Raw genomic sequence first — 23,821 nt, 5'->3', positions numbered from 1 at the left:
CGTATTTGCCTACGAGTTCGGTAGTTGACCATGCGGGTGTGTTCGGCTCACCTAGTTGTGAATTATTGGCGTTGATAAGTCAAAGATCCCTGACAGTGCACCGACTTGGCGATAAGCTCGGCTCATGATGCGTACAGTTGTTCTTTCGTTTCTGGCGTTGCTTGTCGTCGGGTTTGTCACTACCGCGGTGCTCGCGGGCGTTTCGGGTGAGTGGGTTTGGTGGATCCTAGTCATCCTTACCGGCGTTCTGGTGGTGGTCGGCATCCATGATCTGACGCAGAAACGGCATTCAATTCTGCGCAACTTCCCAATCGTGGGACACGCCCGTTACTTCTTTGAATTCATCCGTCCGGAAATTCAGCAGTACTTTATTGAGCGCAATACCGACGGTAAACCTTTCGACCGTGACACCCGTTCAATGATCTATGCTCGGGCCAAGGGAGCCGACAGCCACAAGGCATTCGGCACCGAGCTGGACGTCAGCGTAGTGGGTCACGAATACCTGCTGCATTCAACGGCACCTGTCGCGCCACCTGAGGGCCAACACCGGGTTCGCATCGGCTCCAGCCAATGCACCCAGCCCTATGAGGCATCACTGATGAACATCTCTTCCATGAGCTTTGGGGCACTGTCGTCCAACGCGGTGCGCGCCATGAACAAGGGTGCTGCCATGGGCGAGTTCATGCAGGAGACCGGCGAAGGCGGTTTGACCAAGTATCACTTGGAGAGCGGCGCCGATATTTTCTGGGAAATCGGTTCGGGCTACTTCGGCTGCCGGACTCCCGAAGGCCATTTCAATCCAGAGAAATTTGCTCAGAAGGCAACTCGACCAGAGGTCAAGGGCATCACCATCAAGATCTCCCAGGGCGCCAAGCCCGGTCTGGGAGGCGTTCTACCGGCGGCAAAGATTACCCCTGAGATCGCCGAGGCACGAGACGTGCCCATGGGGCAGGACTGTATCTCGCCGGCGAGCCATTCGGAATTTTCCACTCCGCGTGAACTGATGCAGTTTGTAGCCACGCTGCGCGAACTCAGCGGTGGAAAGCCAATTGGTATCAAATTCTGTGTTGGTTCGCGCACCGACATCATGGCGATCTGCAAGGCAATGATTGATACCGGGACGCTGGTTGACTTCATTACAGTTGACGGTGCCGAAGGCGGCACGGGTGCAGCGCCGATTGAATACGAAGACCACGTGGGTACGCCGCTGTCCGAGGGCCTAATGCTGGTTCACACCATTCTGGTCGGCACGGGTCTTCGCCACGAAGTGAAGCTGGCGGCGGCGGGTAAGATCGCTAGCGGCTCAGACATTATCAAACGCCTGATCCAGGGTGCAGACTTCACCTTCTCCGCCCGTTCGATGATGATGGCCACCGGTTGCATCCAGGCTCAGCAGTGCCACACCAACCATTGCCCCGTAGGCGTTGCCACACAGAACCCACGGTTGTCACGGGCGCTGAACGTTGAAGACAAGGGGCACCGCGTCTACAACTACCACAAGCTCACCGTGACCGAGGCCGGACAGCTGATGGCATCCATGGGTCTGACAGGTCCGCATCAGCTCAACACCCGTATGTTGCGCCGCCGCGTGAATCTGCAATCCACCCGCTCCTATGCGGAATTGTTCCACTGGCTTGGCCCCAATGAACTTCTGGAGAATGCGCCCGACTCTTGGGCGGCGGACTGGGAGAACGCGGATCCGGATCACTTTGGCGAGTACGCGCCGATCCACTATGGCAAGCCTCGCTCGGTGGACATTGCCAACCCTCGTGAATACCGCGAGCCGGAGGATGCAGTGGCCGCACCGCGCATCGAGCCTCATAACTCGACCAAGGTGCACCCGGTGCATTCAAATGTGACCAGACCCGAGGGTATTCCGGGTTCTAAATAGAAGTTATGCGTCTGCTGGGTCCATGAGGCCCAGCAGCGCTTCTGTGTTGACCTCGTTTAGCTGCTTCGGAGACCATTGTGGGTTGCGGTCCTTGTCGATCACCTGCGCGCGGATGCCTTCGGCCAGATCCGGCTGGTGCATCAGGTGACCGGCAAGCCGAAGTTCGCGGTCCAGCGCCGTACGCAGGTTATCTGCTTCGCGTGCGGCGCGTACGGCGTAGAACGCGGAACTGACGCTGGTGGGGGAGTTCTGCGCAATGAGCTCGGCAGCCTGCTGCGCGCCGGGATGAACCATCTCGTTGAGCCGTGATACGACTTCTTCGGGTGTATCAGCGCTGAACGCATGGTCGACCCATCCCTGATCTAGTTCAAGCCGATAGGATTCCGGCGCAGCATGCAGAACTTCAATGGCAGATGCCATGTCTGCAGCGTTCAGCCCGTTGAACTCGTCGATGTGATCGAGAATGTTCTGTGCAAAATCTTCGGTAACCACGACATCTGCAAAGCCTAGATAGACGGCATCGGCTCCGGTGAAGGAATTTGCTGTCATGGCGAAGTATTCGCCGAAGTGTCCAGGCATGTTTGCCAGCAGGTGGCTTCCTCCGACATCAGGGGTGTACCCGATTTTTGCCTCTGGCATACCCATGCGAGCGTCGGCGGTGACAAGGCGCACCGGAGCGTGGCTGGCCAATCCGATGCCGCCGCCCATGGTGATGCCATGTGCCATGGTGACCAGAGGCTTGGGGTAGCGGGCGATCAACAGGTCGGTCTGGAACTCGTTTGACAGTAGATTCAAGAAGTCTTCGTGTCGATCGGTGGTGACCGCCTTGTGGAAGTCGGCAATGTCCCCGCCAGCGCAGAAGCCGCGTGCTCCGGTGCCGGTGAGCAGCACAATACTGATCTTTGGGTCTTCGGCCCATGCGGCCAGCACACGGTGCAATTCCAAGAGCATCTCTAGGTTCAAAGCGTTCAGCTTGGCCGGTCGGTTGAGCTCAACATGGCCAATGGAGCCGTACACGGTGGAGAGAATCAAGGAATCGGTGGAGGTAGTCAAGGATCGAAAGCCTTTGCCTGAGCTTGCCAGCATTGAGCTGGGCGGTGAAAGAGCGGTCTGAAGCAACAATACCTTGCAGATACCGGCAGGAAGTTAAGCGGTATTGACGTCCTTGTAACTTCCGAAATAACGCGAGTTTTGATCCAAGGAATGCAGGGGGCGAAAGTGAAACTAATCCGTCCTTGGGAATCTACTGAGCGAGCACCTGAGCCAGGCGATCGAGGACTAGGTCGGCCTTCGGCTTCTTGGAGTTTTCGGGCTTCAGCGCAAAGATTGAGCGCGCCAAACGAATTTCCGGGGCGTCAACAATGCGGATGCCTTCTGGCATGTTCGCCATGGCTAGATCTGGGACTAGCGCTGCACCGAGCCCGGATGCAACAAGGCTCAGAGATGCATTGAAGTCATCGCAGTAAGCGGCGACCTGTGGGTGGATGTTGTAGGAGGCGAAGAGTCGGGAAATCAAGGTCGCATCCGAGGTGCCGGGGTGGTGGAAGATCCATGGCCATTCTGCCAGCTGGTCGACTGTCAGCTGCGAGTCTTCGGCGATCGGCCACGAAGCGGGGATGACTACGCGGAACTGATCATCTCCTAGCCAGGTGCGTTCAAGAGACGCGGGCCAAGAAAGGCCGCCGGGTCCCACCTGGAATATGAGTGCAAGATCCAGATCGCCGCCGGTGCCGAGCCCTGCCACGGTCTGCTGGGGTTCACCGATCCAAAGCTTCAGGTTGATGCCCAGTGAATTCCAGTCGTCGGCCTTGAGAATCTGGGGGAGCGCAAAGGTCGCCAACGACGGGAAAATCCCGAGTTTGATTTCTTCATTCTCAGCGGAGTCCGTAGAAATCGTAGCGACGTCGGCCATGAGTGCGTCCAGGTCGGTGAGTACACGCTTGGCGTGACGCACCATGCGCATGGCACCCGCAGTTGGCGTGATGGAGCGAGCGCCGCGAACAAAAAGCGTGGTGCCTGTGCTGCGCTCCAGTGCTGTCATCTGCTGGGAGACGGCGCTGGCGGTATAACCTAGCCGTGTGGCGGCGGTGGCAAATGATCGGTGGGCCACAACTTCAAGCAGGGTGCGCAAATGAACTGGATTAATCACATCTAAATTCTAAGGCTTCTAGCGATAGATTTTCTTAGGCAGTGAATCTAGTCTTCATCCTCATCGTCTTCGGAATCTTCATCTTCCTCGTCGTTGCTGTCCTCGTTGAACTCATTGTCGAGTTCATCAGCCGTTTCTAGGTCGTCGTCGTAGAGATAATTGCGCTTTGCGAGCGGATCGATGTTGCGCATGGTCTCCGGCATGTCGCTGGAGCCTTCATAGGCTTGGGAATCTCGGCCATCGTCTGGCTCATAGATGTCGTTGCCGTATTCAGGTGCGAAGTCGGTTGGTTCAAAGTCCCGCGTCATGGCGTGCTCCTTCGGTGTAGACGAGGCTCTGCCGGAAGTCGGGCACATACCTCGTGACTTCTGTTGCCCCCAGCCTAGAACCGTATTGACTTGAACAAAAGACTTGAATTCGCGTGTCGCGGGTGGTTCTTTTAGTGGTCGTGTTCTGCGTAGTGTTCCAGGAGCGGGGAAGCCCGGTAGGCAAGGTGAGAATGCAGGGCGAACGTCGTTTCCGAGCGAGTGACTCCCTTAACGCGAAGGATCTGACGCAGCACCGACTGCAATTGATGGGTGTCGGTGGCAATCAGCCTGACCCAGAGATCTCCCCGTCCGGAAGTTTCATGGATTTCTAGGACATTCGGGATCTGGCGCAACGCGGTGACAACAGCATCAAGTTCGCGGTGATTGACTTCAAGCGTCACAAAGGCCAGAACGTCATAACCGAGTGATCCAAGGTCAATGTCCCGTCCTCCGTCGCGCAAGATTTCGGAGCGCTGCAGGCGGCGAAGGCGGGACTGTGCGGTGTTGCGCGCAACTCCCACTTCATCAGCTAATTCAGAAACCTGAATCCTCGGATCTCGAATCAATGCCAAGAGAATTTTCAGATCGACTTCGTCCAACCGAACCATTTGCGCACTCCCAATACCAGCCAAGGTCAGAAAATTGACCATAATGCTCAAATCCTACCAATTAATGTCTCTAGATGAGATTCCAAAGAGGATATTAGTGAGTGAACGGGCTGCAGCAGTAGACAAACGCTTACAGAACGCTCAAATAACCGGTGGGACTTCAAAAGGTCCCACCGGTAAGAACTTTCATCATCGAGTCGCCAGCATTTCGTGGGAGCAGAACTGTGTCTGTCATCAGTGAACTACGCATGCGCCCGGCCGTCACCCACGAACTCTCGTGGAACCCCGGAATCACAGCGCGCCTAGTACTGACGGTAATCGTCAGCTTTATGCTGCTGGTGGGCGCAAACCTTGCCACTCCGTTATACCCCCACCTGCAGACTGAACTGAATCTGGGCGCGATGGGGACAACCATCGCCTTCTCCAGCTACGTCTGCTCGCTGATGCTCTTCTTGCTGACGGTGGGACATTGGTCGGATCACATCGGACGCCGTGCTGCCTTAGTCCTGGCAGTCGTAGTTTCCATGGCTGGAACCTTCGTCTTCGGCTATGCCTCGAACCTCACGGAACTGTGCATCGGACGCGGCCTTCAAGGTGCAGGCGTGGCGCTGGCTACCGGTGCCACAGCAGCGGCACTGCGTGAACTGCTTCCCACCAAACCGGCCTGGGCGTCCCGCTTCACCCTCTTGGCTTCCTCGGGCGGGGTGGCATTCGGACCATTCCTTGGAGGGCTGCTTGCATCCTTGCCCGGTGGGCGCACCACGGTTTTCATGACGCAGGTAGTCCTGCTGTTTTTGGTATTGATTCCACTGGGAACCTTGCAGGCGCGACCTGCCATTGGTATCCCGACCGCCGGCCAGCGCAGCAAGGCGCTGGCCCCACGGCGCATTGGCATTCCACGTGAGGCACGCATGCACTTCTGGATGGCGGCGCTGGTCGGTTTCCTCAGTTTTGCGGTCTTCGGCTTCGTCTTGTCACTGGCACCTGGCTACATGGCCAATGCTTTCAACCTGAATGCGCTGTGGGCCATTGGACTAATTGCCGGACTGCCGCTCGGAGTTTCGGCCCTGTCCCAGGTGGTGGTCCGCGGCGGTAATTACCTGTTGCCAGTGGGGCTGATCCTCTTGGGTGCCGGTACCGTCAGCCTGAGCTTCAGCGCAACTCAAGGCTCTTTGCCGGCAGCGTTGATTTCTTTGGTGGTGCTCGGCCTGGGACAGGGAGTTGCCTTCCGCACCGCGTTCGCCATGTGCGTTGATGCGGTGAGCACGGAACTTCACGCTCAAACGGTTTCTGCAATCTACCTGGTGACCTACCTGGGCAGCGCGGTTCCCGTGATTGCCCTCGGCTGGGCGGTGGGACGCTTCGGGGAAGCACCGAGCATCTTCATCTTCTCCATCCTTTGTGCACTTGCCGGTGCGCTGCTGGCTAGCTGGGCCATCTTCTGGCTCAAGCAGAGCCGCTACTTCCTGCGGGCAGAATAGAAACCGACAACACTTCGAAAACAACAATGATCCGTCTCGGCTTTCCCGCAGGGGAAGAGCTGAGACGGATCATTGTGCATCCTGGCTTCGATACCAAAATCGGGCAGTACTTAGCCGACCAGTCCAGCAGCCTGGGCGGTGATGATGACAGAATCAAGCCGCGTTTGTGCATCGGTGGGGTAGTGCACGGTGATTAATTCATCAGCCTGCGCGGTCTGCGCAAAGCGCTCAAGATATTCGGCAACTTGAGCCCCGGTGCCCACCGCCGTGTATCGCATCATGTCAAGAATCTGCGCGGCCTGTGGGGTATCCATCAGCATGTCTACCTCAGCCTCGGTGAATTCCTTCTGTGCCCCTCGGCCGAGGAAACTCGCGACACGGTGCCGACGGGCAACTTCGAAGAGCTCGTGTGCTCGTTCGCTGGTTTCCGCGGCTGCCACACCGACACCTGCAATGACATAAGGCTCGGCCAGCTGTTCGGATGGAGTGAATTCTTCGCGGTACAGCTTGATTGCCTGATGCAGTGCATCGGGGGCGAAATGCGAGGCGAAGGAATACGGAAGACCCAGCTGGGCAGCAAGTTTTGCTCCGAAGAGCGAAGAGCCCAAGATATACAGCGGAACATTGGTGCCTGCGCCGGGAATCGCTTGCACCGTCGGGATGCGCGAGTTGCCTGCCAGGTAGCCCTGCAGCTCCAGTACATCTTGCGGGAAGGTGTCGGCCGCGGCGGGATCGCGGCGCAGCGCACGTAGGGTGTTCATGTCGGTGCCCGGTGCACGGCCAAGACCCAGATCGATGCGATCCCCGAAGATTTCCGCCAGGGTGCCGAATTGTTCGGCAATGACCAAGGGGGAATGGTTGGGCAACATGATGCCGCCCGAGCCGAGTCGGATGCGCTCGGTGTGGTGAGCGATGTGGCTGATCAGGATCGAGGTGGCACTGGAAGCGATGGTCGGCATGTTGTGGTGCTCGGCGTACCACACACGTTCATAGCCATTGCGTTCAGCTGTTTGCGCCAGTCTGACCGAGGATTTGAATGAGTCTGCAATTGAGCCTCCGGGGGTAACCGGGGCGAGGTCCAAAATCGATAGCTTCACACTATTTTCAACTGGACTAATTTGAGTTCTATTCCTTGCGCACGCAAATAGTAGTGTGATTAAAAAACAGCGGGTGGCTATCCATTTAGGATAGCCACCCACTGTTATTAAAAGTCAGGCGTTAGTGCCAAAGACCTTCGATTAGAGAGCGCGAATGTCTGCAGCCTGCAGGCCCTTTGGACCCTCAACTACTTCGAATTCAACCTTCTGGCCCTCATCCAGGGTGCGGAAGCCCTGGGTCTGGATAGCGGTGAAGTGTGCGAACACGTCTGGGTCGCCGCTGTCCGGAGCGATGAAGCCGAAGCCCTTTTCAGCGTTAAACCACTTGACGATTCCGGTTGCCATATTCTTATTTGGTCCTTTCAGACGTATCTCGCCGACTAATTAATGAGGCGATCTTGGTTGTATCTACGCAGATTCGGTGATGTTTCCATCAAATGATTCTGCGAAGCAGCCAAGTCATTCACTTCACGTCTAGAAGGGCTCGCGCCAACCAAAATGGTCCGACATTCACAAACTTCTAAAGGGTACTTCGCGAATTACTTTGGAACTACACAGCCTAGCCTACGTGGTCACAGGCAACATTTGAATAACCTGAGCGCAAATAATCAAAAATTTGAGATATTGATTCGAAATGTTTACCTAGCTGCAGGTTTGATGACTCGATAGACCACAATGGCAGCGATGATTGACAGCACCGCAGCAATGGATGCTGTGTACATAACACCGTGGTCAAATGCGCTTGCCGCAGATTCCAACAGTGCCGTGGCAGATGCTGGATCAAGGGTGCTTGCCACCTGAGCTGCACCACCCAAGGTCTCCGTAGCCTGCGCCGCCTGAGCGGTAGATAAGGTTGAGGGAGTCACCAGATTGGAGCTGTACACGGTGTTCAAGATCGTGCCCAGCGCGGCGGTGCCCAGTACGGTGCCAACTTCATAGGCAGTCTCGGAAATTGCCGAGGCGGCGCCCGCCTTGGATGCGGGTACTGCCGACAGCGCCATGTCATTGGACAACGTCTCGGTCATGCCGATACCAGTGCCAAGTACACAGAAGGCAACCATGAGCAGTGCAACGCTTGGATTGCTACCGGCAACGAGCACCAGGGTGTAGGCAAGGGCGGAGAATAGCAGGCCAACCATCATGACATTCGGTGAACCGAACTTTTTGGACAGTCCTACCGCAAGCAGGCCGAAGGCCATGGACAACAACATGCCGGGAGTCATGAGCAGGCCCGCCTGCATGGGGGAGTAGCCGGCAATGAGCTGCAGGTGCTGGGACACGAAGTAGATGAAGCCGATCAGCGAGAAGATGCCAATCAGGTTCACCAACAGTGAGCCGGAGAACTTTGCGTTGTTGAATAGGCGAACGTCGATCATTGGGATTTTGGCACCAAGCTGACGGCGCACAAAGGTAATGCCGCAGGTGACTGACACGGCAATTGCGATCATCAAAGCCCACCATGGAACGGTGGAAAACGACTTGATGGCAAAGGTGAACGGAAGCAGGGTTAAAACGATCAAGACAATGGAGATCGGATCGACCTTGCCCGGGTTAGGATCCTTGGACTCTGGAACCAGGATCAGTCCACCGATCAACAATGGAAGCAGCATGGGAACAGCAAGCAGGAAGACCGAACCCCACCAGAAGTTGTCCAGCAGCACGCCGCCTACCAGCGGGCCAAGCACTGCACCGCCGGAGAAGGCCGCGGCCCAAATGGCGATAGCGGTACGGCGCTCGGTGTCGTCGGTGAAGATGTTGCGGATCAACGACAGTGTTGCAGGCATCAGCATGGCGCCGAAGACGCCGAGCAGTGCGCGCGAGGCGATCAGCTGATTCGGGTCGGTGGCGAAGGAAGCGAAGGCCGAGATGGCCGCAAATCCGGAGGCGCCGATCAACAGCAGCCGGCGGCGGCCGAAGCGGTCGCCCAGGGAGCCGAAGGGGACGAGCAGGCCTGCGAGGATCAGCGGGTAGATATCGATGATCCACAATTGCTGGGTGCCGGTGGGTCCAAGCGCCTCGGAGATGGCTGGTACTGCAAAGGTGAGGACCGTGTTGTCCACGGAAATCAGCAGTACTGGGAAAAGGAGCACAACCAAGGCCGCCCAACGTCGCGGCTTGGACAGCGTTGATGTCTGGTCGGTGAGTAGTGAGCTCATGAGTATCATCCTGTGTTCTTAAGTGATGTAGTCCCAGTAAGTGACCGGGACAAACATAACTATACCGTCCAGACGGTATAGTTACAATCTTTGGGTATGGTTGTACTCATCACTAGTTCGCCATCGAATACTGAATGGAGCTCCATGGCACGGCCCCCGGCAGCACGCACCAAAGTTTTAGACGCATATATCTCACTGTTATGTGAAGAGGGCGAACGTGCTGCAACCATGGAAGCTACCGCCGTGCGAGCTGGGGTCTCCAAGGGCGGATTGCTCTATCACTTTGCTTCCAAAGAAGCCTTGGCCGGCGCCGTCGTGGCGCTCAGTGAAGAACTGATCCTGGCGGACCTACAAGACATGAACAACGCCGAAGAAGGCGCCTCCGCATACTTCATTCGCACCAGCGCTCAGGTGAATACCGAGCTTGACCGACTGCTGCTTGCCTTGCAGCGTCTAGCCCAGTCCGGTGTGGAATCGGCTAACGCCCAGTTGGAGAGCATTTCCGAGCGCTGGTTGGCGGCATTGATGGATGAGGTAGGGGACAAAGACATTGCCCATCTGATCATGCTGATCAGCGAGGGCTTGTACGCGTTTACCGGCATGCCGGGCACCTGGTACCAGCGAAACTTTGAAGGTAACCTCTCCCAGTTACTAGAGTTGGTTCCGCAACTGAAAAAGTTGGGCCAACGCAACCAATAGTCTTTGAGGTAATAGTCCATGTCGAGTACCAGCCCGAAAACTTCCATGAAGGGGCGAGTGGGGGCGCTTCTCGGCATCCTGCTGTTGGCACTGTCGTTGCGGGCAGCTGTGGTTTCAGTGCCTCCACTGCTTGCGCGGATTCAATCCGATATTCAGTTCTCCGAATTCACCATTGGTCTTCTGGCGACCCTTGCCCCTATCGTCTTCGCAGTCTCCGGTCTGCTGACACCACGCCTGATCCGCGGCTTTGGACTCGAACGCACCCTGATACTGTCCATCGGACTAGCCATCGTTGGACAGGTATCCCGCATCTTTATGCCGGAAGTCTATTCATTCCTTGGAATGTCCATCGTTGCCTTGGCAGGATACGGCATCGGCAACGTGGTGCTGCCGCCATTGGTGAAGAAATATTTCCCCGACCACATCGGCATTGTTACCAGCGGCTATGTGACCATGCTGGCCATCGGCACCTGGATGGCTCCGCAATTCTCAGTACCGCTGGCCAACGTCACCGACTGGAAAATTTCGATTGGCTCCTGGGCCGTTCTTTCGACCATCGTGCTGATCCCATGGATCCTACAGATTGTCGCTGATCGCAAGGTCGATCGTCCCGACCAACCAAACCTTGCTTCAGCCGCTGTCCAACCGCTGGTGAAGATCAACCCCTGGAAATCTAAGGTCGCCTGGGGCCTTGCCATCTTCCTGGCAGGCAACTCGGCGCAGACCTATGTGTACTTCACCTGGCTGCCGCCGTATCTTCAGGCCCGCGGTCTCGACGAACTGACCGCTGGCAATATGCTGGCGCTCTTTGCAATCCTCGGACTCCCAGTTTCGCTGTTGGTGCCGTTGTGGGTTCCCCGGTTGAAGAACCCGATTTTCGCGGTGCTGGTCTTCACCGTCTTCTGGGTGACAGGACATTTGGGCATTTACCTGTCGCCAACCAACGGCACGGCGTTCTGGGTTGCCATGGCGGGTCTGGGGCAGGGCACATTCGCCATTGCGCTGCTGATGATGAACCTGCGTTCCCGCACCACCTACGGCTCCGGAGTGCTCTCGGGGTTTGCCCAGGGACTGGGCTACGCGGGGGCAGGTATTGTTCCGATGCTCTTTGGAGTGGTTCAGAAGGCTACCGACTCGTGGGGCGTTGCCTTCTCCATGCTCGGCATCTGCGTCGTGGTCATGCTGATTGGTGCTGTGATCATCAACCCGCCGACGACCATCGAAGACACAGCACCCGGCGTCGAAGAAGCAGGGAAGCTGGAACGCTTGAGCTGACCGCTAGAAGTGTCGACGCGGCCCGTCATTGGCCGGTGGGCTTGGAGGATTCTGACGATGCCAATGTCCAGCGGCCAGCGGGACACTCCATCCGAAGCGAATTGAGGAGATGCGCAGGGCGAAGGTAAATCCTGCGATGCAAATGCCCACTGCAATATTTAGAATTCCCGCGTTCCAGGCAAGGGCTGTGACCGTGGCGCCGACGATCGCGGGCACTGCATAAACATCTCTTGGGTTGAATAGGTCCGGAGTGACGTTGGCGATGACGTCACGCATCATGCCGCCACCCACACCGGTGATGACGCCTAGCAATACCGAAGACACCGGGTTGAAGTCATTCTCCAGCGCCTTTAGGGTTCCGGTCATGCAGAACAAGCCAAGCCCCGCCGCGTCAAAGATCAGGACCAAGCGGTGCAGCTTCTGAACTGCTGGGGTAAAGGCATAGACGCACAGCGCGGCAAGAATTGGAGGGATGAAATAGATCGGGTGCACAAAAGAAGCCGGAGACTGGTTCAGAATCAAATCTCGGACCACTCCGCCGCCCAGACCACAGACGCCACCAAGAAACGCAGAGCCCAACATATCGAATCCTCGTCGAGCCGCCATGAGCGAGCCGGATACGGCGAAGAAGAAAATACCAACAAGTTCAACAATGGTCAGCATTCACGGGCTTTCAGTCAAAGTTCAACGGCGAACAGAGCAACGATTAATTATGCCGTGGGAATCAGTTCAAATAACAATCGAGGCGAGCTTGACCAAGGTGTTGTGGTTGCGGGTCGTGATGATCTGTTTGCGTGCCTGTGTTGTATGCAATTTCGCCAAAGGGTCCGTGGTGCTTTGTCCTTTGCGGACGATCCAGCACAGAGAACGCCCATTCACCGCCAAGGGGGCATCCGGTGCCGCTTGGCGCGCCAACGAATATAGTTCTTCGGCCTTTGACGTCGTTTCGCATAGTGTCAAATATCCGTGATGTTCTGACACCGGTTCTGGAATGGCCAAAGGGAACTTGCCGCCGAGCGCAACAATTTCCTCGCGAGAGAAAACCAGGGTGGGTATTGCCCTGCCGTAATGAGCTTCAAGAAGTTGGTTGCAGCGTTCCTGTACTTCCAGCACTGTTTCATTACCCGGGTCCAGGACTACATTTCCGCTGGCAAGCAATGTGCGTACCTGCGTGTAGCCGGCAGCAATAAGCAAGGCGCTCAAGTCTTTCATTAGCACTTTGACGCCGCCGACATTGACCCCGCGAAGAAACACCACAACTTTTGACATGGGTTAATCCAAACTCATCGACTTTGTGCTTGTCGAGGGTCGTATGCCAAGACAAAGCTGGTTAGGATCAAATTATGCCTACGAAACTGCCCTTTGGATCTTGGCCGTCGACGATTACAGCTCATGATGTTGCCGCTGGCACAAAACCGCTGGGCGGAGCCTGCTTCTACAACGATCGCATCATTGTCCAAGAAGGCCGGCCAGATGAAGGCGGGCGCAATACCCTGATGTCCTATTCACTAGATCTGGGGCAACAAGGGGAACAGCTGATCGGACAGCCCTATAACGTGCGCTCGCGCGTCCATGAGTACGGCGGCTCAAGCTGGAGTCTGATCACTGGCCAGCTGCAAGACGGAATCGTCTTCTCCAACTTCGCTGACCAGCGCGTCTACCTGCAGCAGTTTGGTCAGGTGGCACCGATTGCCCTGACCCCCGACTCAATGGTGGAATCCGATCCGGTATTGCGTTTTGCGGAGTTCGTCCAAGGCCCGGACCGTACGGTACTGGCGATCATGGAGGACCTCAGGGGTACTCCAACACGGCACATAGTTCAAATCCCACTGGATGGGACAGCGGCCGAGGATGCCACTGCCATCCGCGTGCTGACGGCACCTGCACGCTTTGTCGCCGCACCCCGCCTAAGCCCCGATCGCAGCAAGCTTTCATGGATCAGCTGGGAACACCCGAACATGCCCTGGGACGGGACACTTCTCCACCTGGCCGAGTTTACCGACAACGGCCAACTGGAAGATGTCATCATCGCGGGTGCTGGCGATGTTTCGATCATGCAGCCGGAATGGGTGGATGAGGATCGGCTTGCGTTCATCAGCGATAAGTCAGGCTGGTGGAACCCCTACATCTATCAAGTCAGTTCATCTCGAACTACCAGGCTGGTAGACCGCGCAGCAGAATTTGCTGGACCACTATGGCAGGTGGGCACCAACTGGTATCTCGTAGAAAACCAGCACACCCTGCTGTGCTCCTACGGCACGGGAACCACCAAGCTCGCGCGCGTCCATGCACTAACCGGGGGAGTGGAGGACCTCAACCTGCCCTTCAGCCGAATCAGACCATTGCAGGTGAAGGATGGATGGCTGCTTGCCGGAACCTCATCCATGACCCAGGGCGAACAGATCACCCTGATCAATCTAAATACCTTGGAACACCGGGCAATCTCCAACTCAATTCAGCAGCTGCCCGATCCATCCATGCTTCCCTCGGTTGAAGAATTCGAATGCAGCAATGAGGCTGGGCAAACAGTGCACGCGCTGCTGTACAGGCCACATCAGGACGGATATGCCGGCCTCGATGGGGAGCTGCCGCCTTTCGTCACCTTTGTTCACGGCGGACCTACAGCCCAAGCAGCAGCAACGCTGAACGCAGCAGTCGCTTACTACACCTCCCGCGGAATCGGCGTGGTAGACGTCAACTACGGCGGCTCCACCGGCTACGGGCGTGAGTACCGCAACCGCCTGCGTGGGGCATGGGGCGTGGTTGACGTTGCCGACACGGTGGCAGTCATCAAGTCGTTGATTGCCCGTAAGATCGCTGATCCGCAGCGCATCGGAATCGAAGGCGGCAGTGCAGGCGGATGGACCGTACTTTGCTCACTGACATTCTCCAACGTATTCACCGCAGGCATCAGTCGTTATGGAGTATCAGACCTCGTTGGGCTCGTTCAAGATACGCACGACTTCGAGTCCCAATACATGTTTTCTTTGGTTGGGCCGTACCCTGAGGCTGCGGAACTGTATGAAAAACGTGCGCCGATCAACCACGTCTCAAAGATCTCTTGCCCGGTGCTGTTATTGCAGGGAGATGAGGACAGGGTCGTTCCGCCGGCACAGTCTGAGGTCGTTGCCAACGCGCTCGCCGAGCGCGGAATCCCGCATGTGTACATTCTCTTTGAGGGAGAACAGCACGGTTTCAGAAAGTTGGAGAACATTGTCAAGGCGTTGGAAAGCTCGCTGGCGTTCTATGCGCAGATCTTCGAGTTCGAGGCAGACGTACCAGCGATTGAACTCTTGTGAGGAATTACTTTCAAGAGAGCTCTTCAAACTATCAAGGAGCGCGAGGACGCTAAGAGGATAAATGAGTAGAGGCCTCATTGAAAGCAGAGATGTGCCGTTGGAGAGACTGCTCGGCTGAAGTCGGCGAGTGCGAGGAACCGACCGTCATCCACCGACGAGCGGAACCGAAGTAGAGCTTAATGTACCGAATGGGCCGCTAAAGGTGGCTTGTGCCGAGACAGTTCCGGTGACTTCGCCGGCAAAACGAACCGATGTCCCGCCTTCTGTGACTGCGTAAGTGAAGGTGTAGACGTTGCCGCTATGGTTTTGATCGATGAGGGTTCCACCAGTCATCGTCGGATTCTCGATCATACCGTTGGCAGTGGCCGTGGCGGTGATGACTAGGGTAGTCCCTGCTGGAAAGGGAACAACTTCATAGGCTGGTGCTGGGCCGATGAGAAACGTTTCGACACCGCGATTGGTTTGTCCATCTTGTCCGAAGGCACCGATAAATACGTCGGTTGGCTCAACGGAGGACGACGCTGATGCTAATGGAACAGCCGTAGCCGCAGCTATTACCGGTACTGCCCACGCAGCACCCTTAACGACGGCGCGGCGGTTGATTCCAGAATTGATATTATTCATATATTAGCTCCCAGATTACGGTCATTTTCTTTATCAAGGAATATCATCGATCGGATTAATTAATCAATGGGTGATGAGAAGCTCGAGGGTGCTTTGTCGGCAGTCAAGCATTATGGCGTGGAATTTGGATTGGCAATATCCATTCGTTTCGACGAAATTGATCGCTTGGGTCCATGTTGAAAATGGCCGTGGCCGATGGTTGAAGGCTGCAGAAGAGCAATTGACGCTGCCGTGCTTCGTTCATGCGATCCCAGCGTGCACCTGATCTACAAGCTGGGGCAGGGATTACTTCTGAGTCCAGTGCGCTGGGCATCTAGCATCGAGTTAAAAGCCCAGTGGAGACGTCGCTGAATACGAACGCCTCCACTGAAGACAATTTATGGGGTGCGGCGAGCCTTGGTGACTAGGCTCCAGTTACCGTAACCGGATCGGAACTGAGCGTGCCGAATGGACCGGTGTAAGTCGCCTGAATGATAACAGTTCCCGTGACGTCACCCTTGAAGGTGACGCTAGTTTCACCAGGTGGCACGATGTAATTAAAGGTGTAGACGTCGCCATCCTGGCTAGAGCCGTTTGGGGTTGCTCCGGTGACCGAAGGGTTGGTAATAGTGCCGCCATCAACACTGGTGACCGTAATAGTCAACGTCGTTCCTTCGGGGAACGGCACCGGCTGGAAGTTTTCATCAATCAGGTGAGTTTCGATGCCGCGTGAAAGTTGTCCGGACTGGCCGAAGACCGTAACAGCTACGTCGGCAGGGTCTGCAGGAACGGAAGCGGAAGCCATTGGTACAGCGGTAGCTGCGGCAACTACTGGGACTGCCCAAGCAGCGCCCTTAACGATGGTGCGGCGGTCAATGCCAGACTTTGTACCTTGTTCGGTCACGAGATGATCTCCTTGGGGGAAGGCTAATCCTAAGATGTAGAGCCTAACAACCGGGAATCAGCCCGTTCGAGACCAACATTTAAGATTGGGACGAAAACTACACTATCAGTGGTTGGTCGATTGAGTATTAGCCATTCGGATTCTTTTTGAATAATGAACTGATACTCATCAGATTGTTTGATCGTCGAACGATGAACTGTTCTGAATCCTAGTTCCAATTCGCGAATCGTGAAATCGGAATGGAACTTGAACGGAAATGTGGAGTGTAGGAGATTTGAAAGCTCACTCCGAAGTGCTGATGACACTCTGAATCAATTGAGTCAGCCAAGCGGGGAACAATTTGCCTACATCGTGCATGAGGTTTCGTAGTCCAGAACCTGAAGCCACTAGAAGGTCCGGATAATGAGGTTGGGTATTCTAGAACTCTTGCATGAGAACCACGATATGTACGACTTGGTCCGTGACGGCGATGCGTCGCCACCAGCGGCTGAAATGCATTTGTTCAGTGCGGTACGCTGCTTGGATACAACACGTCGGTGAGGAGCCAGAGTTGCAATGCTCAGCTGCAATATCGCGAGTAGAACTCAGATATCCGAGTGAGTTGCATCGGGAAGTTCTAATGGCTCTTCCGGGACCTGCCACGAAGTGCGCAAACGATCCATTTCTCGGCGGTCCTTTTTCGTGGGACGACCAGCACCGCGCTCGCGAACGGGAACCTGAGGAACCATGACTCGTTCGCGCGGCGGAGTATGGTCGATGTAGCACTTGACCGCGAGAGCTGCACTGACACGTTTAGGAATCAGGCCCACGACTTCCAGCTCACGATCGAATCGGTTCTTGCGCACTCGTACTCGATCGCCGGGAACTATGGTCTGGGCAGCCTTAACTGAAACTCCGTTGAGCCGAACATGTCCGGCGCGGCACGCTGTTGTTGCTTCGGAACGGGTTTTGTAAACACGTACGGCCCAGAGCCAAGCATCGATACGAATTTTGCCGCTGGTAGGAATTTCGACCATAGATAAAGTTTAGATCAGATATGGCTGTGCCCTACGTGTTGGCTAGTTGGCTTGCGCAGTTGCGTCATCACAAGCCTGGACCAGCCGATCCTGCAAGGATTTCGAAACATTGTCACCGGAGTCGGCAAGTTCGTTGAGCACGTCGACCAATGACTGCGGCAATCCGCCGCCTTCTACGGAGCCCACCATTGATGAGAGGACGCGCAGTTCACTGGCGTCAATGGTTCCGTCCTGAACCGGTGCGCACGCCTGGCGGACGATTTCTTTAGAAGCTGCATCGGTGAGTTGGCTTGCTGCTGATGATGCGCTATCTTCGATGACCGAGCAGCTGGCGGTCATCAAGGTCAATGCAGACATCAGTACGAGAACTGATGCGTTACGAAGTTTCACTTTCCCCATGAGAAAAAGTGTATCTTCACACTTTTAGGATCTGCTGAATGTGAGCCGAGTTGATCATCAGAACCTTAAGTTGGATGGGGCACAATGGTTCGGTGAGTAGCGAACAGAAGATCAACGCAATTAAAACCTCCACTGAGCAACGCATTATCGAGCAGTTGGCGAAGGAACTATCTGCGGAATCAACCGTGCAGCCGTGGCAGATTAAGGCAGCCATAGAGTTACTGGATTCAGGTTCCACAGTTCCGTTTATTGCCCGCTACCGCAAAGAAGTCACCGGCATGCTCAGTGACAGTCAGTTGCGTTTGCTGGAAGAACGCCTTCGTTATCTACGTGAACTTGAAGAACGACGGGTCACTATTCGCGAAGCCATCACAGAGGCTGGGAAGCTGACGGACCAACTGGACGCCGCCATTGCTGCTGCCGCCACTAAGTCGGAATTGGAAGATATCTACCTTCCGTTTAAATCTAAGCGGCGCACCAAGGCTCAGATTGCGCGTGAAGCCGGCTTGGAGCCCTTGGCTGATTTACTCCTTAACAATCCGCAAACAGATCCCATGGAAGCCGCAGCGCAATACCTGAACGCTGAGGCTGGATTCGGTACGGATGCAGATGTTTTGTCGGGAGCGCGTTCCATCGTAACCGAACGAGTTTCACAAGACGTCGTGCTTGCTGCTGACTTGCGTGAACGCCTTTGGAACACCGGTAAGATCGGCGCAAGTACGGCTGCTGGTGCAAGCGCTGAAGGCACCGGCAAGTACTCCGATTACTTGGATTACGTGGCAGACCTCGACCACCTGCCTTCGCACCGCGTGCTTGCGTTGTTGCGCGGAGAACGAGACGGAGTGCTCAATCTGCAGTTGGCTGAAGCAGATCCGCGTGACGACGACGCGGTCGAGCATGCACGTGCAGGCTATGAGAATGCCATCGCAGCGTCTTTGGGGATCAATGCCCCCGCCGATGCACCTGCCAGCAAGTGGCTATCTCAAACCGTGCGCTTGGCATGGAAAGCACGTCTGCTAACTCGTTTCGAGTCTGACTTGCGGTCCCGACTTTTCGATGCAGCTGAGGATGAGTCAGTCAAGATCTTTGCAGCAAACCTACGCGATGTCCTTTTGGCAGCTCCGGCAGGAAACAAAGCAGTCCTGGGCCTTGACCCGGGACTGCGTACAGGAGTCAAAGTCGCAGTTGTAGACCTCACCGGCAAAGCAATCGAAACCGCAACCATTTATCCTCATGCCCCTGCCAACAAATGGAACGAGTCAGTGGCCATCCTGACTAATCTGGCGCAGAAGCACGGTACCAAGCTTATTGCTGTCGGCAATGGAACAGCAGGCCGTGAAACAGATCGCTTGGCAGCGGACGTGATCAAGGCACTGGGTACCAAGGACATTAGCAAGGTCATTGTTTCTGAGGCGGGGGCTTCGGTGTACTCGGCCTCAGAACTTGCAAGTCAAGAACTGCCAGGTATGGATGTTTCTTTGCGCGGTGCAGTGTCTATTGCCCGCAGGCTTCAGGACCCATTGGCTGAATTGGTGAAGATTGATCCTAAATCAATTGGTGTGGGTCAGTATCAGCATGATGTCACGGCCTCGAAGCTCGATCGAGCTCTTGACGCAGTTGTTGAAGATTGTGTGAACGCTGTTGGAGTAGACGTTAACACTGCCTCGCCGTCGCTGCTGGCCCGTGTCGCAGGCGTCGGGCCACTGCTGAGTCGAAACATCGTCGAGCATCGAGATGCGAACGGCCCCTTCGCAACCCGAAGGGACTTGCTCAAGGTACCCAGGCTTGGAGCCAAGGCCTTTGAACAATGTGCAGGCTTTCTGCGTATCACTGGCGGGAAAGAAAAGCTCGATGCCTCGTCGGTTCACCCCGAAGCATATGAATTGGCGCGCACCTTGCAGCAGGCTGCGGCTGATCAGGGGAGGCGCCTCGAAGAGCTGAGGCCAGCAGATTTTGTCACCGAGCAATTTGGTGAGCCGACCATTCGAGATGTTGTTGCTGAATTGCAGCGCCCTGCGCGAGATCCGCGCGGTGAGTTCGTGACAGCGATGCTCAAAGAGGGCGTGGAATCCGTTAAGGATGTCAAGCCCGGAATGGTTATGGAGGGCACGGTTTCAAATGTTGCAGCGTTCGGTGCCTTCGTTGATCTGGGAGTACATCAGGACGGCCTAATTCACGTTTCAGCGATGAGCAATAAGTTCATTTCTGATCCTCGTGAGGTCGTGAGCTCAGGTCAAATCGTCAAGGTAAAAGTATTGGAAGTAGATACTGTGCGCAAGCGTATTTCGCTGACGCTTCGACTCGACGATGAACTAGCTTCGGGGGAGCAGGGCAAGCGGGCGGAGCGAGGTGATCGTGGACCGCGAGGCGGTGCTCAGCAACAGAAGTCTGGACAGCCACGAGGAACACAGCGCAACCGTTCACAGAACGCCTCCAAGTCTCAGCAACCAGCCGCAAATACTGCAATGGCGGAAGCTCTGAGGAGAGCGGGCTTGGGAAAGTAATTTCCCACGCCTTTGGTAACGGTCGCCTTGGTTAGCACCGGCTTGCTTAACTACAGGCCAACTGTTGGTTATGGCCTAATTCGGAACTAACTAAGTGTGTCCAAACTTCGGTGACAAACCTCTGAAAGCGACCTAGTCTATTGAACATGGAACTTACAGGAAAACTGGCAGAAGCCTTCAACACTCAGGTAACCCTCGAGCTGACCGCGGCTACGGTTTACCGTCAGCTGGCAATTGAAATGGACGTTTTGAGCCTTCCAGGAATTGCTGGTTGGTTCCGCGCTCAAGCTGGCGAGGAAATTGAGCACGCAGAGAAGTTCATGAATCACATGACCGACCGCTCTGCCCATCCACAGATTGGTGAGCAGCATTCTCCTGTCGTCAACGTGAAAACGGTCGCTGACGCATTCGCAGCATCCTTGGCTCATGAGCAGAAGGTCTCGGAGGCCATCCGCGAGCTGTACCGTCTTGCACAGACCGAAGGGGACATCGACTCGATCCCTCTACTGCACTGGTTTATCGATGAGCAGGTTGAAGAAGAAGCTACCGTTGGCGAGATTCTTGACCGCGTGAAGCTGATCGGAAATGACGGCAGCGGTCTTCTCCGCTTGGACGCTGAACTTGGTTCGCGTAAGGAGAGCTAAAACTCAGAAGAAACAACTTCTAAAAATGGAATAAACTTAGGGAAGCAGCACATTTGCTGCTTCCCTAAGTTTTCTTTTGAGGTGGTCGTGAAACAAGTGGGCTATCGGCAGGCAACGGCAGTATCGTCGTCTGCGACGCGTACCCATCGCACAACTGCAACGTTGAAACTCCGCAAAGGAGCAGGACGCCACTACTTGGTGCAAGGCACGTTGGCACAAGGTACAGAACTAGCTTTAGTTGAAATCCAAGGTTCTTGGGCTCATGTTTATGTACACCAAAATTATGGTTGGGTTCCGAATATCTACCTTGAACCAATTCCTGCCGACTTGGAAGAGTCCGTGCAGAAAGTTCAAGGGACGGGCGAAGAGCCAGTGCTCAGTCGCTATGCACTTGTTGAAACTACTCATGAAACGACAGCAACGCTCAATTTGCGCAAGGGGAGCGGAACTGGTTATCCGGTGTTGAAGGTCATCGACCACGGCACTCGGGTACGACTGATCCTGCAGCAAGGCTTATGGTCGCAGATTCAATGTAATCAATTGCTGGGTTGGGTGCCTAGTATGTACCTGCACCGCTTACCTTCGCGCCCTGCTCAAGGTGGACTGATCGCAGTACCAAATCAGCGGGCGCTAACAACTATTCGATTGAATGCGCGCAGGGGCCCCGGAGACCACCACGGACTGGCACGGATACTACAAACTGACACTGCGGTCATCATTGTGGCGCGACAAGGGGCATGGCGGCAAATTGAACGCGATGGTGAACGAATGTGGGTGCCGGCGAGTCAGTTACGTACCGTTTACTAGACCGATAGTTCCTTGATACTCTAACTAGCCTGTGGCATATTGGGGTGAATGAATTTCTTGCAATTTTTCAAATCCTCTTGACAGGGCGAATAATTAGAACGCGACCAAGATCTTCTTTGTTGGAACGCAGTTTGAATCATGGAAGAGTTGTAAATATTCGTTGAGATTCCCATCGTTTCCACGTAATTTACTTATCCGCTAGCTCCATGTTGATTGGCCGATTTTCTGTTCCAACCGTTTACCTTTGAAATCTTAATTGCATTATTTTGGGTAATTAGAAGCAATACATCTGTGTTCGAATGTGTTGATCAAGGTTCAAAAAGAAAAAGTGATTCAAGAAACGTGCTTCGCATTTCTGCTTCAATTATGGTGTTTGATATTTTTGGAGCTAAAATACTGATGAACAGCATCTGATAAATACCTCGTTCACCGTTTTGTTACCTGGGGAAAAGTTGCAAGTACGTAGAGTTTCAAAGCAAGGCAAAGTGGGAATGCATGACCTTAATTGAGAGCGACACTTTACTGACCGATCCGAGCAAGTGGTGTCAGTTTCTTCCTCGTCTCGTCGGTTACGTAGACGCCTTGGCCATTATTGCCGCCATGACTACTGCTCAATTGGTTCGTTTCGGCCCAGATTCACACGCGCAGTTAACTTTTGTAAATTTCGATCCTAGTTATTGGATGATCTCGGTAGTTTTGGCCATTGTCTGGTGGTTGGCCATTGGCAGCTCCGGCAGTCGAGATATTCGCGTACTTGGCACGGGGATCGATGAATACAAGGACGTAACTCGCGCCACTGTGTATTTCTTCGGCGGAATTGCCATCGTTTCTTATGCCTTCCAACTGAACACTGCACGAGGTTACGTGGGAATCGCGTTACCTGTGGGTGCAGTGTTACTCGTCGTGGGACGTTGGGCCGTCAGCAAGTGGATCAGAAAGAACCGACGCAATGGTAGCTTCACGCGCAACGTCTTACTCTTAGGATCGCCCAGCGCTGTAGTTCATCTATTTGAGCGTCTAGAAAGCTCGCCTGAAGCGGGCTATCATGCTGCTGCTGCTGCACTTCCAGGTTTTAGCTTCACTTCGCCGACAGGAAATGAGTTACCTGTACCGGTACTAACTGTGTCGACCGAAGTGAGTGACATTGTATCGGCCATCGACAATAGCGAAATTGACGTCGTGGCAATTTCTGCTGGTTCAAATATCAAACCACGCAAGATCAGAGAGCTGGGTTGGGAATTGCAATCGCGCAGTATCTCAATGGTCATGGCTCCAGCCCTGACGGATATTGCTGGTCCGCGAATTCATACTCAGCCTGTTGCTGGACTTCCATTAATTCACGTCTCCACACCGAAGCTAGTAGGTATTCAAGCCGGAGTAAAACGGGGATTCGATATTGTCGGTGCCCTGCTGGCAATGGTTTTACTTTCACCAGTGTTTCTACTTACGGCGATTGCCATCAAGTTAGGCTCCCCTGGTCCTATTTTCTACAAGCAAGAGCGTGTGGGGACACTCGGTGAAGTATTCCAGATGCATAAATTCCGGTCTATGGTTGTCAATGCGGATGAACTGGTCGAAGAGTTGAAAGACGACTCCACCGGAAACGGTGTTTTGTTTAAGATGAAAGAGGATCCACGGGTTACCAAAGTTGGTGCCTTCATCCGCCGCTATAGTATTGACGAGTTGCCACAGCTGTGGAACGTATTAAAAGGCGATATGAGCATGGTGGGCCCACGTCCGCCACTCAAATCTGAGGTCGACCAGTATGAGCGATATGTAGAACGTAGGCTCTTGGTCAAGCCAGGAATTACCGGCCTTTGGCAAGTCAGTGGGCGTTCGGATCTCACATGGGACGAGAGCGTCAGACTAGACCTGTTTTACGTTGAAAACTGGTCGCTTATTCAAGATCTAACCATTATGGTCCGCACAGTCAAGGCCGTATTCGGCAAAGCAGGAGCCTACTAAACGTTCTCGGCATGGA

At 54.9% G+C, this 23,821-nt stretch carries 22 protein-coding genes; 9 read left to right on the top strand and 13 right to left on the bottom strand.

Translation table 11 applies throughout. From position 1 onward, the window contains the following. Nucleotides 1-124: 124 nt before the first annotated feature. The gene (locus RUH64_RS02990; RefSeq protein WP_313811184.1) at nucleotides 125-1,891 is read left to right on the top strand and encodes an FMN-binding glutamate synthase family protein; all 1,767 of its coding nucleotides are present in this window, start codon (nucleotides 125-127) and stop codon (nucleotides 1,889-1,891) included. A 3-nt stretch (nucleotides 1,892-1,894) separates the two neighbouring features. On the opposite strand, the gene RUH64_RS02985 is transcribed toward RUH64_RS02990, so the two are convergent. From RUH64_RS02985 to RUH64_RS02970, 4 genes are all read right to left on the bottom strand, one after another. Next, entirely contained in the window at nucleotides 1,895-2,944 is a 1,050-nt protein-coding gene (locus tag RUH64_RS02985; protein WP_313811182.1) for an enoyl-CoA hydratase/isomerase family protein, read from the bottom strand. 190 nt (nucleotides 2,945-3,134) lie between these two features. Next, nucleotides 3,135-4,040, bottom strand: coding sequence for a LysR family transcriptional regulator (locus tag RUH64_RS02980; protein WP_313811181.1), 906 nt, complete (start codon nucleotides 4,038-4,040; stop codon nucleotides 3,135-3,137). A gap of 47 nt (nucleotides 4,041-4,087) precedes the next feature. Continuing rightward, nucleotides 4,088-4,348 (bottom strand): hypothetical protein, encoded by a 261-nt coding sequence (locus RUH64_RS02975; protein ID WP_313811179.1) that lies wholly within the window; start codon nucleotides 4,346-4,348, stop codon nucleotides 4,088-4,090. 131 nt (nucleotides 4,349-4,479) lie between these two features. Continuing rightward, complete coding sequence (locus RUH64_RS02970; RefSeq protein ID WP_313811177.1) at nucleotides 4,480-4,956, bottom strand: Lrp/AsnC family transcriptional regulator; 477 nt, start codon at nucleotides 4,954-4,956, stop codon at nucleotides 4,480-4,482. A gap of 224 nt (nucleotides 4,957-5,180) precedes the next feature. Here RUH64_RS02970 and RUH64_RS02965 point away from each other — a divergent pair, with 224 nt between their 5' ends. Beyond that, nucleotides 5,181-6,437 carry an MFS transporter gene (locus tag RUH64_RS02965; RefSeq protein WP_313811175.1) on the top strand — a complete coding sequence of 419 codons (1,257 nt, stop codon included), beginning with the start codon at nucleotides 5,181-5,183 and terminating at the stop codon, nucleotides 6,435-6,437. A 110-nt stretch (nucleotides 6,438-6,547) separates the two neighbouring features. Here RUH64_RS02965 and RUH64_RS02960 read toward each other — a convergent pair whose 3' ends face one another. From RUH64_RS02960 to RUH64_RS02950, 3 genes are all read right to left on the bottom strand, one after another. Continuing rightward, entirely contained in the window at nucleotides 6,548-7,534 is a 987-nt protein-coding gene (locus RUH64_RS02960) for an LLM class flavin-dependent oxidoreductase (RefSeq protein ID WP_313811174.1), read from the bottom strand. A gap of 141 nt (nucleotides 7,535-7,675) precedes the next feature. Continuing rightward, nucleotides 7,676-7,879 carry a cold-shock protein gene (locus RUH64_RS02955; RefSeq protein WP_028268826.1) on the bottom strand — a complete coding sequence of 68 codons (204 nt, stop codon included), beginning with the start codon at nucleotides 7,877-7,879 and terminating at the stop codon, nucleotides 7,676-7,678. Nucleotides 7,880-8,172: 293 nt separating this feature from the next. Next, nucleotides 8,173-9,690: an MFS transporter gene (locus RUH64_RS02950; RefSeq protein ID WP_313811170.1), complete on the bottom strand. Its 1,518-nt coding sequence runs from the start codon at nucleotides 9,688-9,690 to the stop codon at nucleotides 8,173-8,175. Between the two features lie 144 nt (nucleotides 9,691-9,834). Between RUH64_RS02950 and RUH64_RS02945 the strand changes: the two genes are divergently transcribed. After that, nucleotides 9,835-10,389, top strand: coding sequence for a helix-turn-helix domain-containing protein (locus tag RUH64_RS02945; RefSeq protein ID WP_313811169.1), 555 nt, complete (start codon nucleotides 9,835-9,837; stop codon nucleotides 10,387-10,389). Nucleotides 10,390-10,407: 18 nt separating this feature from the next. Further along, on the top strand, nucleotides 10,408-11,664 hold the full coding sequence (locus RUH64_RS02940; RefSeq protein ID WP_313811167.1) for an MFS transporter: 1,257 nt from the start codon (nucleotides 10,408-10,410) through the stop codon (nucleotides 11,662-11,664). Between the two features lie 3 nt (nucleotides 11,665-11,667). Here the strand turns inward: RUH64_RS02940 and RUH64_RS02935 are convergent, their stop codons facing one another. Together RUH64_RS02935 and RUH64_RS02930 are read right to left on the bottom strand one after the other, a co-directional pair. Then, complete coding sequence (locus tag RUH64_RS02935) at nucleotides 11,668-12,327, bottom strand: trimeric intracellular cation channel family protein (protein ID WP_313811165.1); 660 nt, start codon at nucleotides 12,325-12,327, stop codon at nucleotides 11,668-11,670. Nucleotides 12,328-12,393: 66 nt separating this feature from the next. Next, a complete protein-coding gene (locus RUH64_RS02930; protein ID WP_313811163.1) occupies nucleotides 12,394-12,933 on the bottom strand; it encodes a DUF1697 domain-containing protein in 540 nt (179 codons plus the stop codon). Between the two features lie 74 nt (nucleotides 12,934-13,007). Between RUH64_RS02930 and RUH64_RS02925 the strand changes: the two genes are divergently transcribed. Further along, the gene (locus RUH64_RS02925) at nucleotides 13,008-14,963 is read left to right on the top strand and encodes a prolyl oligopeptidase family serine peptidase (protein WP_313811161.1); all 1,956 of its coding nucleotides are present in this window, start codon (nucleotides 13,008-13,010) and stop codon (nucleotides 14,961-14,963) included. A 144-nt stretch (nucleotides 14,964-15,107) separates the two neighbouring features. Here the strand turns inward: RUH64_RS02925 and RUH64_RS02920 are convergent, their stop codons facing one another. The 4 genes from RUH64_RS02920 to RUH64_RS02905 form a co-directional block, all read right to left on the bottom strand. Next, on the bottom strand, nucleotides 15,108-15,587 hold the full coding sequence (locus RUH64_RS02920) for a hypothetical protein (RefSeq protein WP_313811159.1): 480 nt from the start codon (nucleotides 15,585-15,587) through the stop codon (nucleotides 15,108-15,110). A gap of 403 nt (nucleotides 15,588-15,990) precedes the next feature. Next, nucleotides 15,991-16,470 carry a hypothetical protein gene (locus tag RUH64_RS02915; RefSeq protein WP_313811157.1) on the bottom strand — a complete coding sequence of 160 codons (480 nt, stop codon included), beginning with the start codon at nucleotides 16,468-16,470 and terminating at the stop codon, nucleotides 15,991-15,993. A 584-nt stretch (nucleotides 16,471-17,054) separates the two neighbouring features. Next, complete coding sequence (locus RUH64_RS02910; protein ID WP_313811156.1) at nucleotides 17,055-17,486, bottom strand: RNA-binding S4 domain-containing protein; 432 nt, start codon at nucleotides 17,484-17,486, stop codon at nucleotides 17,055-17,057. A gap of 42 nt (nucleotides 17,487-17,528) precedes the next feature. After that, nucleotides 17,529-17,885: a hypothetical protein gene (locus RUH64_RS02905; protein ID WP_313811155.1), complete on the bottom strand. Its 357-nt coding sequence runs from the start codon at nucleotides 17,883-17,885 to the stop codon at nucleotides 17,529-17,531. A gap of 92 nt (nucleotides 17,886-17,977) precedes the next feature. Here RUH64_RS02905 and RUH64_RS02900 point away from each other — a divergent pair, with 92 nt between their 5' ends. The 4 genes from RUH64_RS02900 (at nucleotide 17,978) to RUH64_RS02885 (ending at nucleotide 23,805) form a co-directional block, all read left to right on the top strand. Further along, nucleotides 17,978-20,389 carry a Tex family protein gene (locus RUH64_RS02900; protein ID WP_313811153.1) on the top strand — a complete coding sequence of 804 codons (2,412 nt, stop codon included), beginning with the start codon at nucleotides 17,978-17,980 and terminating at the stop codon, nucleotides 20,387-20,389. Nucleotides 20,390-20,535: 146 nt separating this feature from the next. Then, entirely contained in the window at nucleotides 20,536-21,033 is a 498-nt protein-coding gene (locus RUH64_RS02895; RefSeq protein WP_313811151.1) for a ferritin, read from the top strand. Between the two features lie 87 nt (nucleotides 21,034-21,120). Then, a complete protein-coding gene (locus RUH64_RS02890; protein ID WP_313811149.1) occupies nucleotides 21,121-21,840 on the top strand; it encodes an SH3 domain-containing protein in 720 nt (239 codons plus the stop codon). Nucleotides 21,841-22,335: 495 nt separating this feature from the next. Next, the gene (locus RUH64_RS02885) at nucleotides 22,336-23,805 is read left to right on the top strand and encodes a sugar transferase (RefSeq protein WP_313811148.1); all 1,470 of its coding nucleotides are present in this window, start codon (nucleotides 22,336-22,338) and stop codon (nucleotides 23,803-23,805) included. Nucleotides 23,806-23,821: the final 16 nt, after the last annotated feature.

The sequence above is a fragment of the Glutamicibacter sp. genome (genome assembly GCF_032154645.1).
GTDB lineage: Bacteria > Actinomycetota > Actinomycetes > Actinomycetales > Micrococcaceae > Glutamicibacter.
This window is presented reverse-complemented; position numbering and strand designations above follow the sequence as displayed.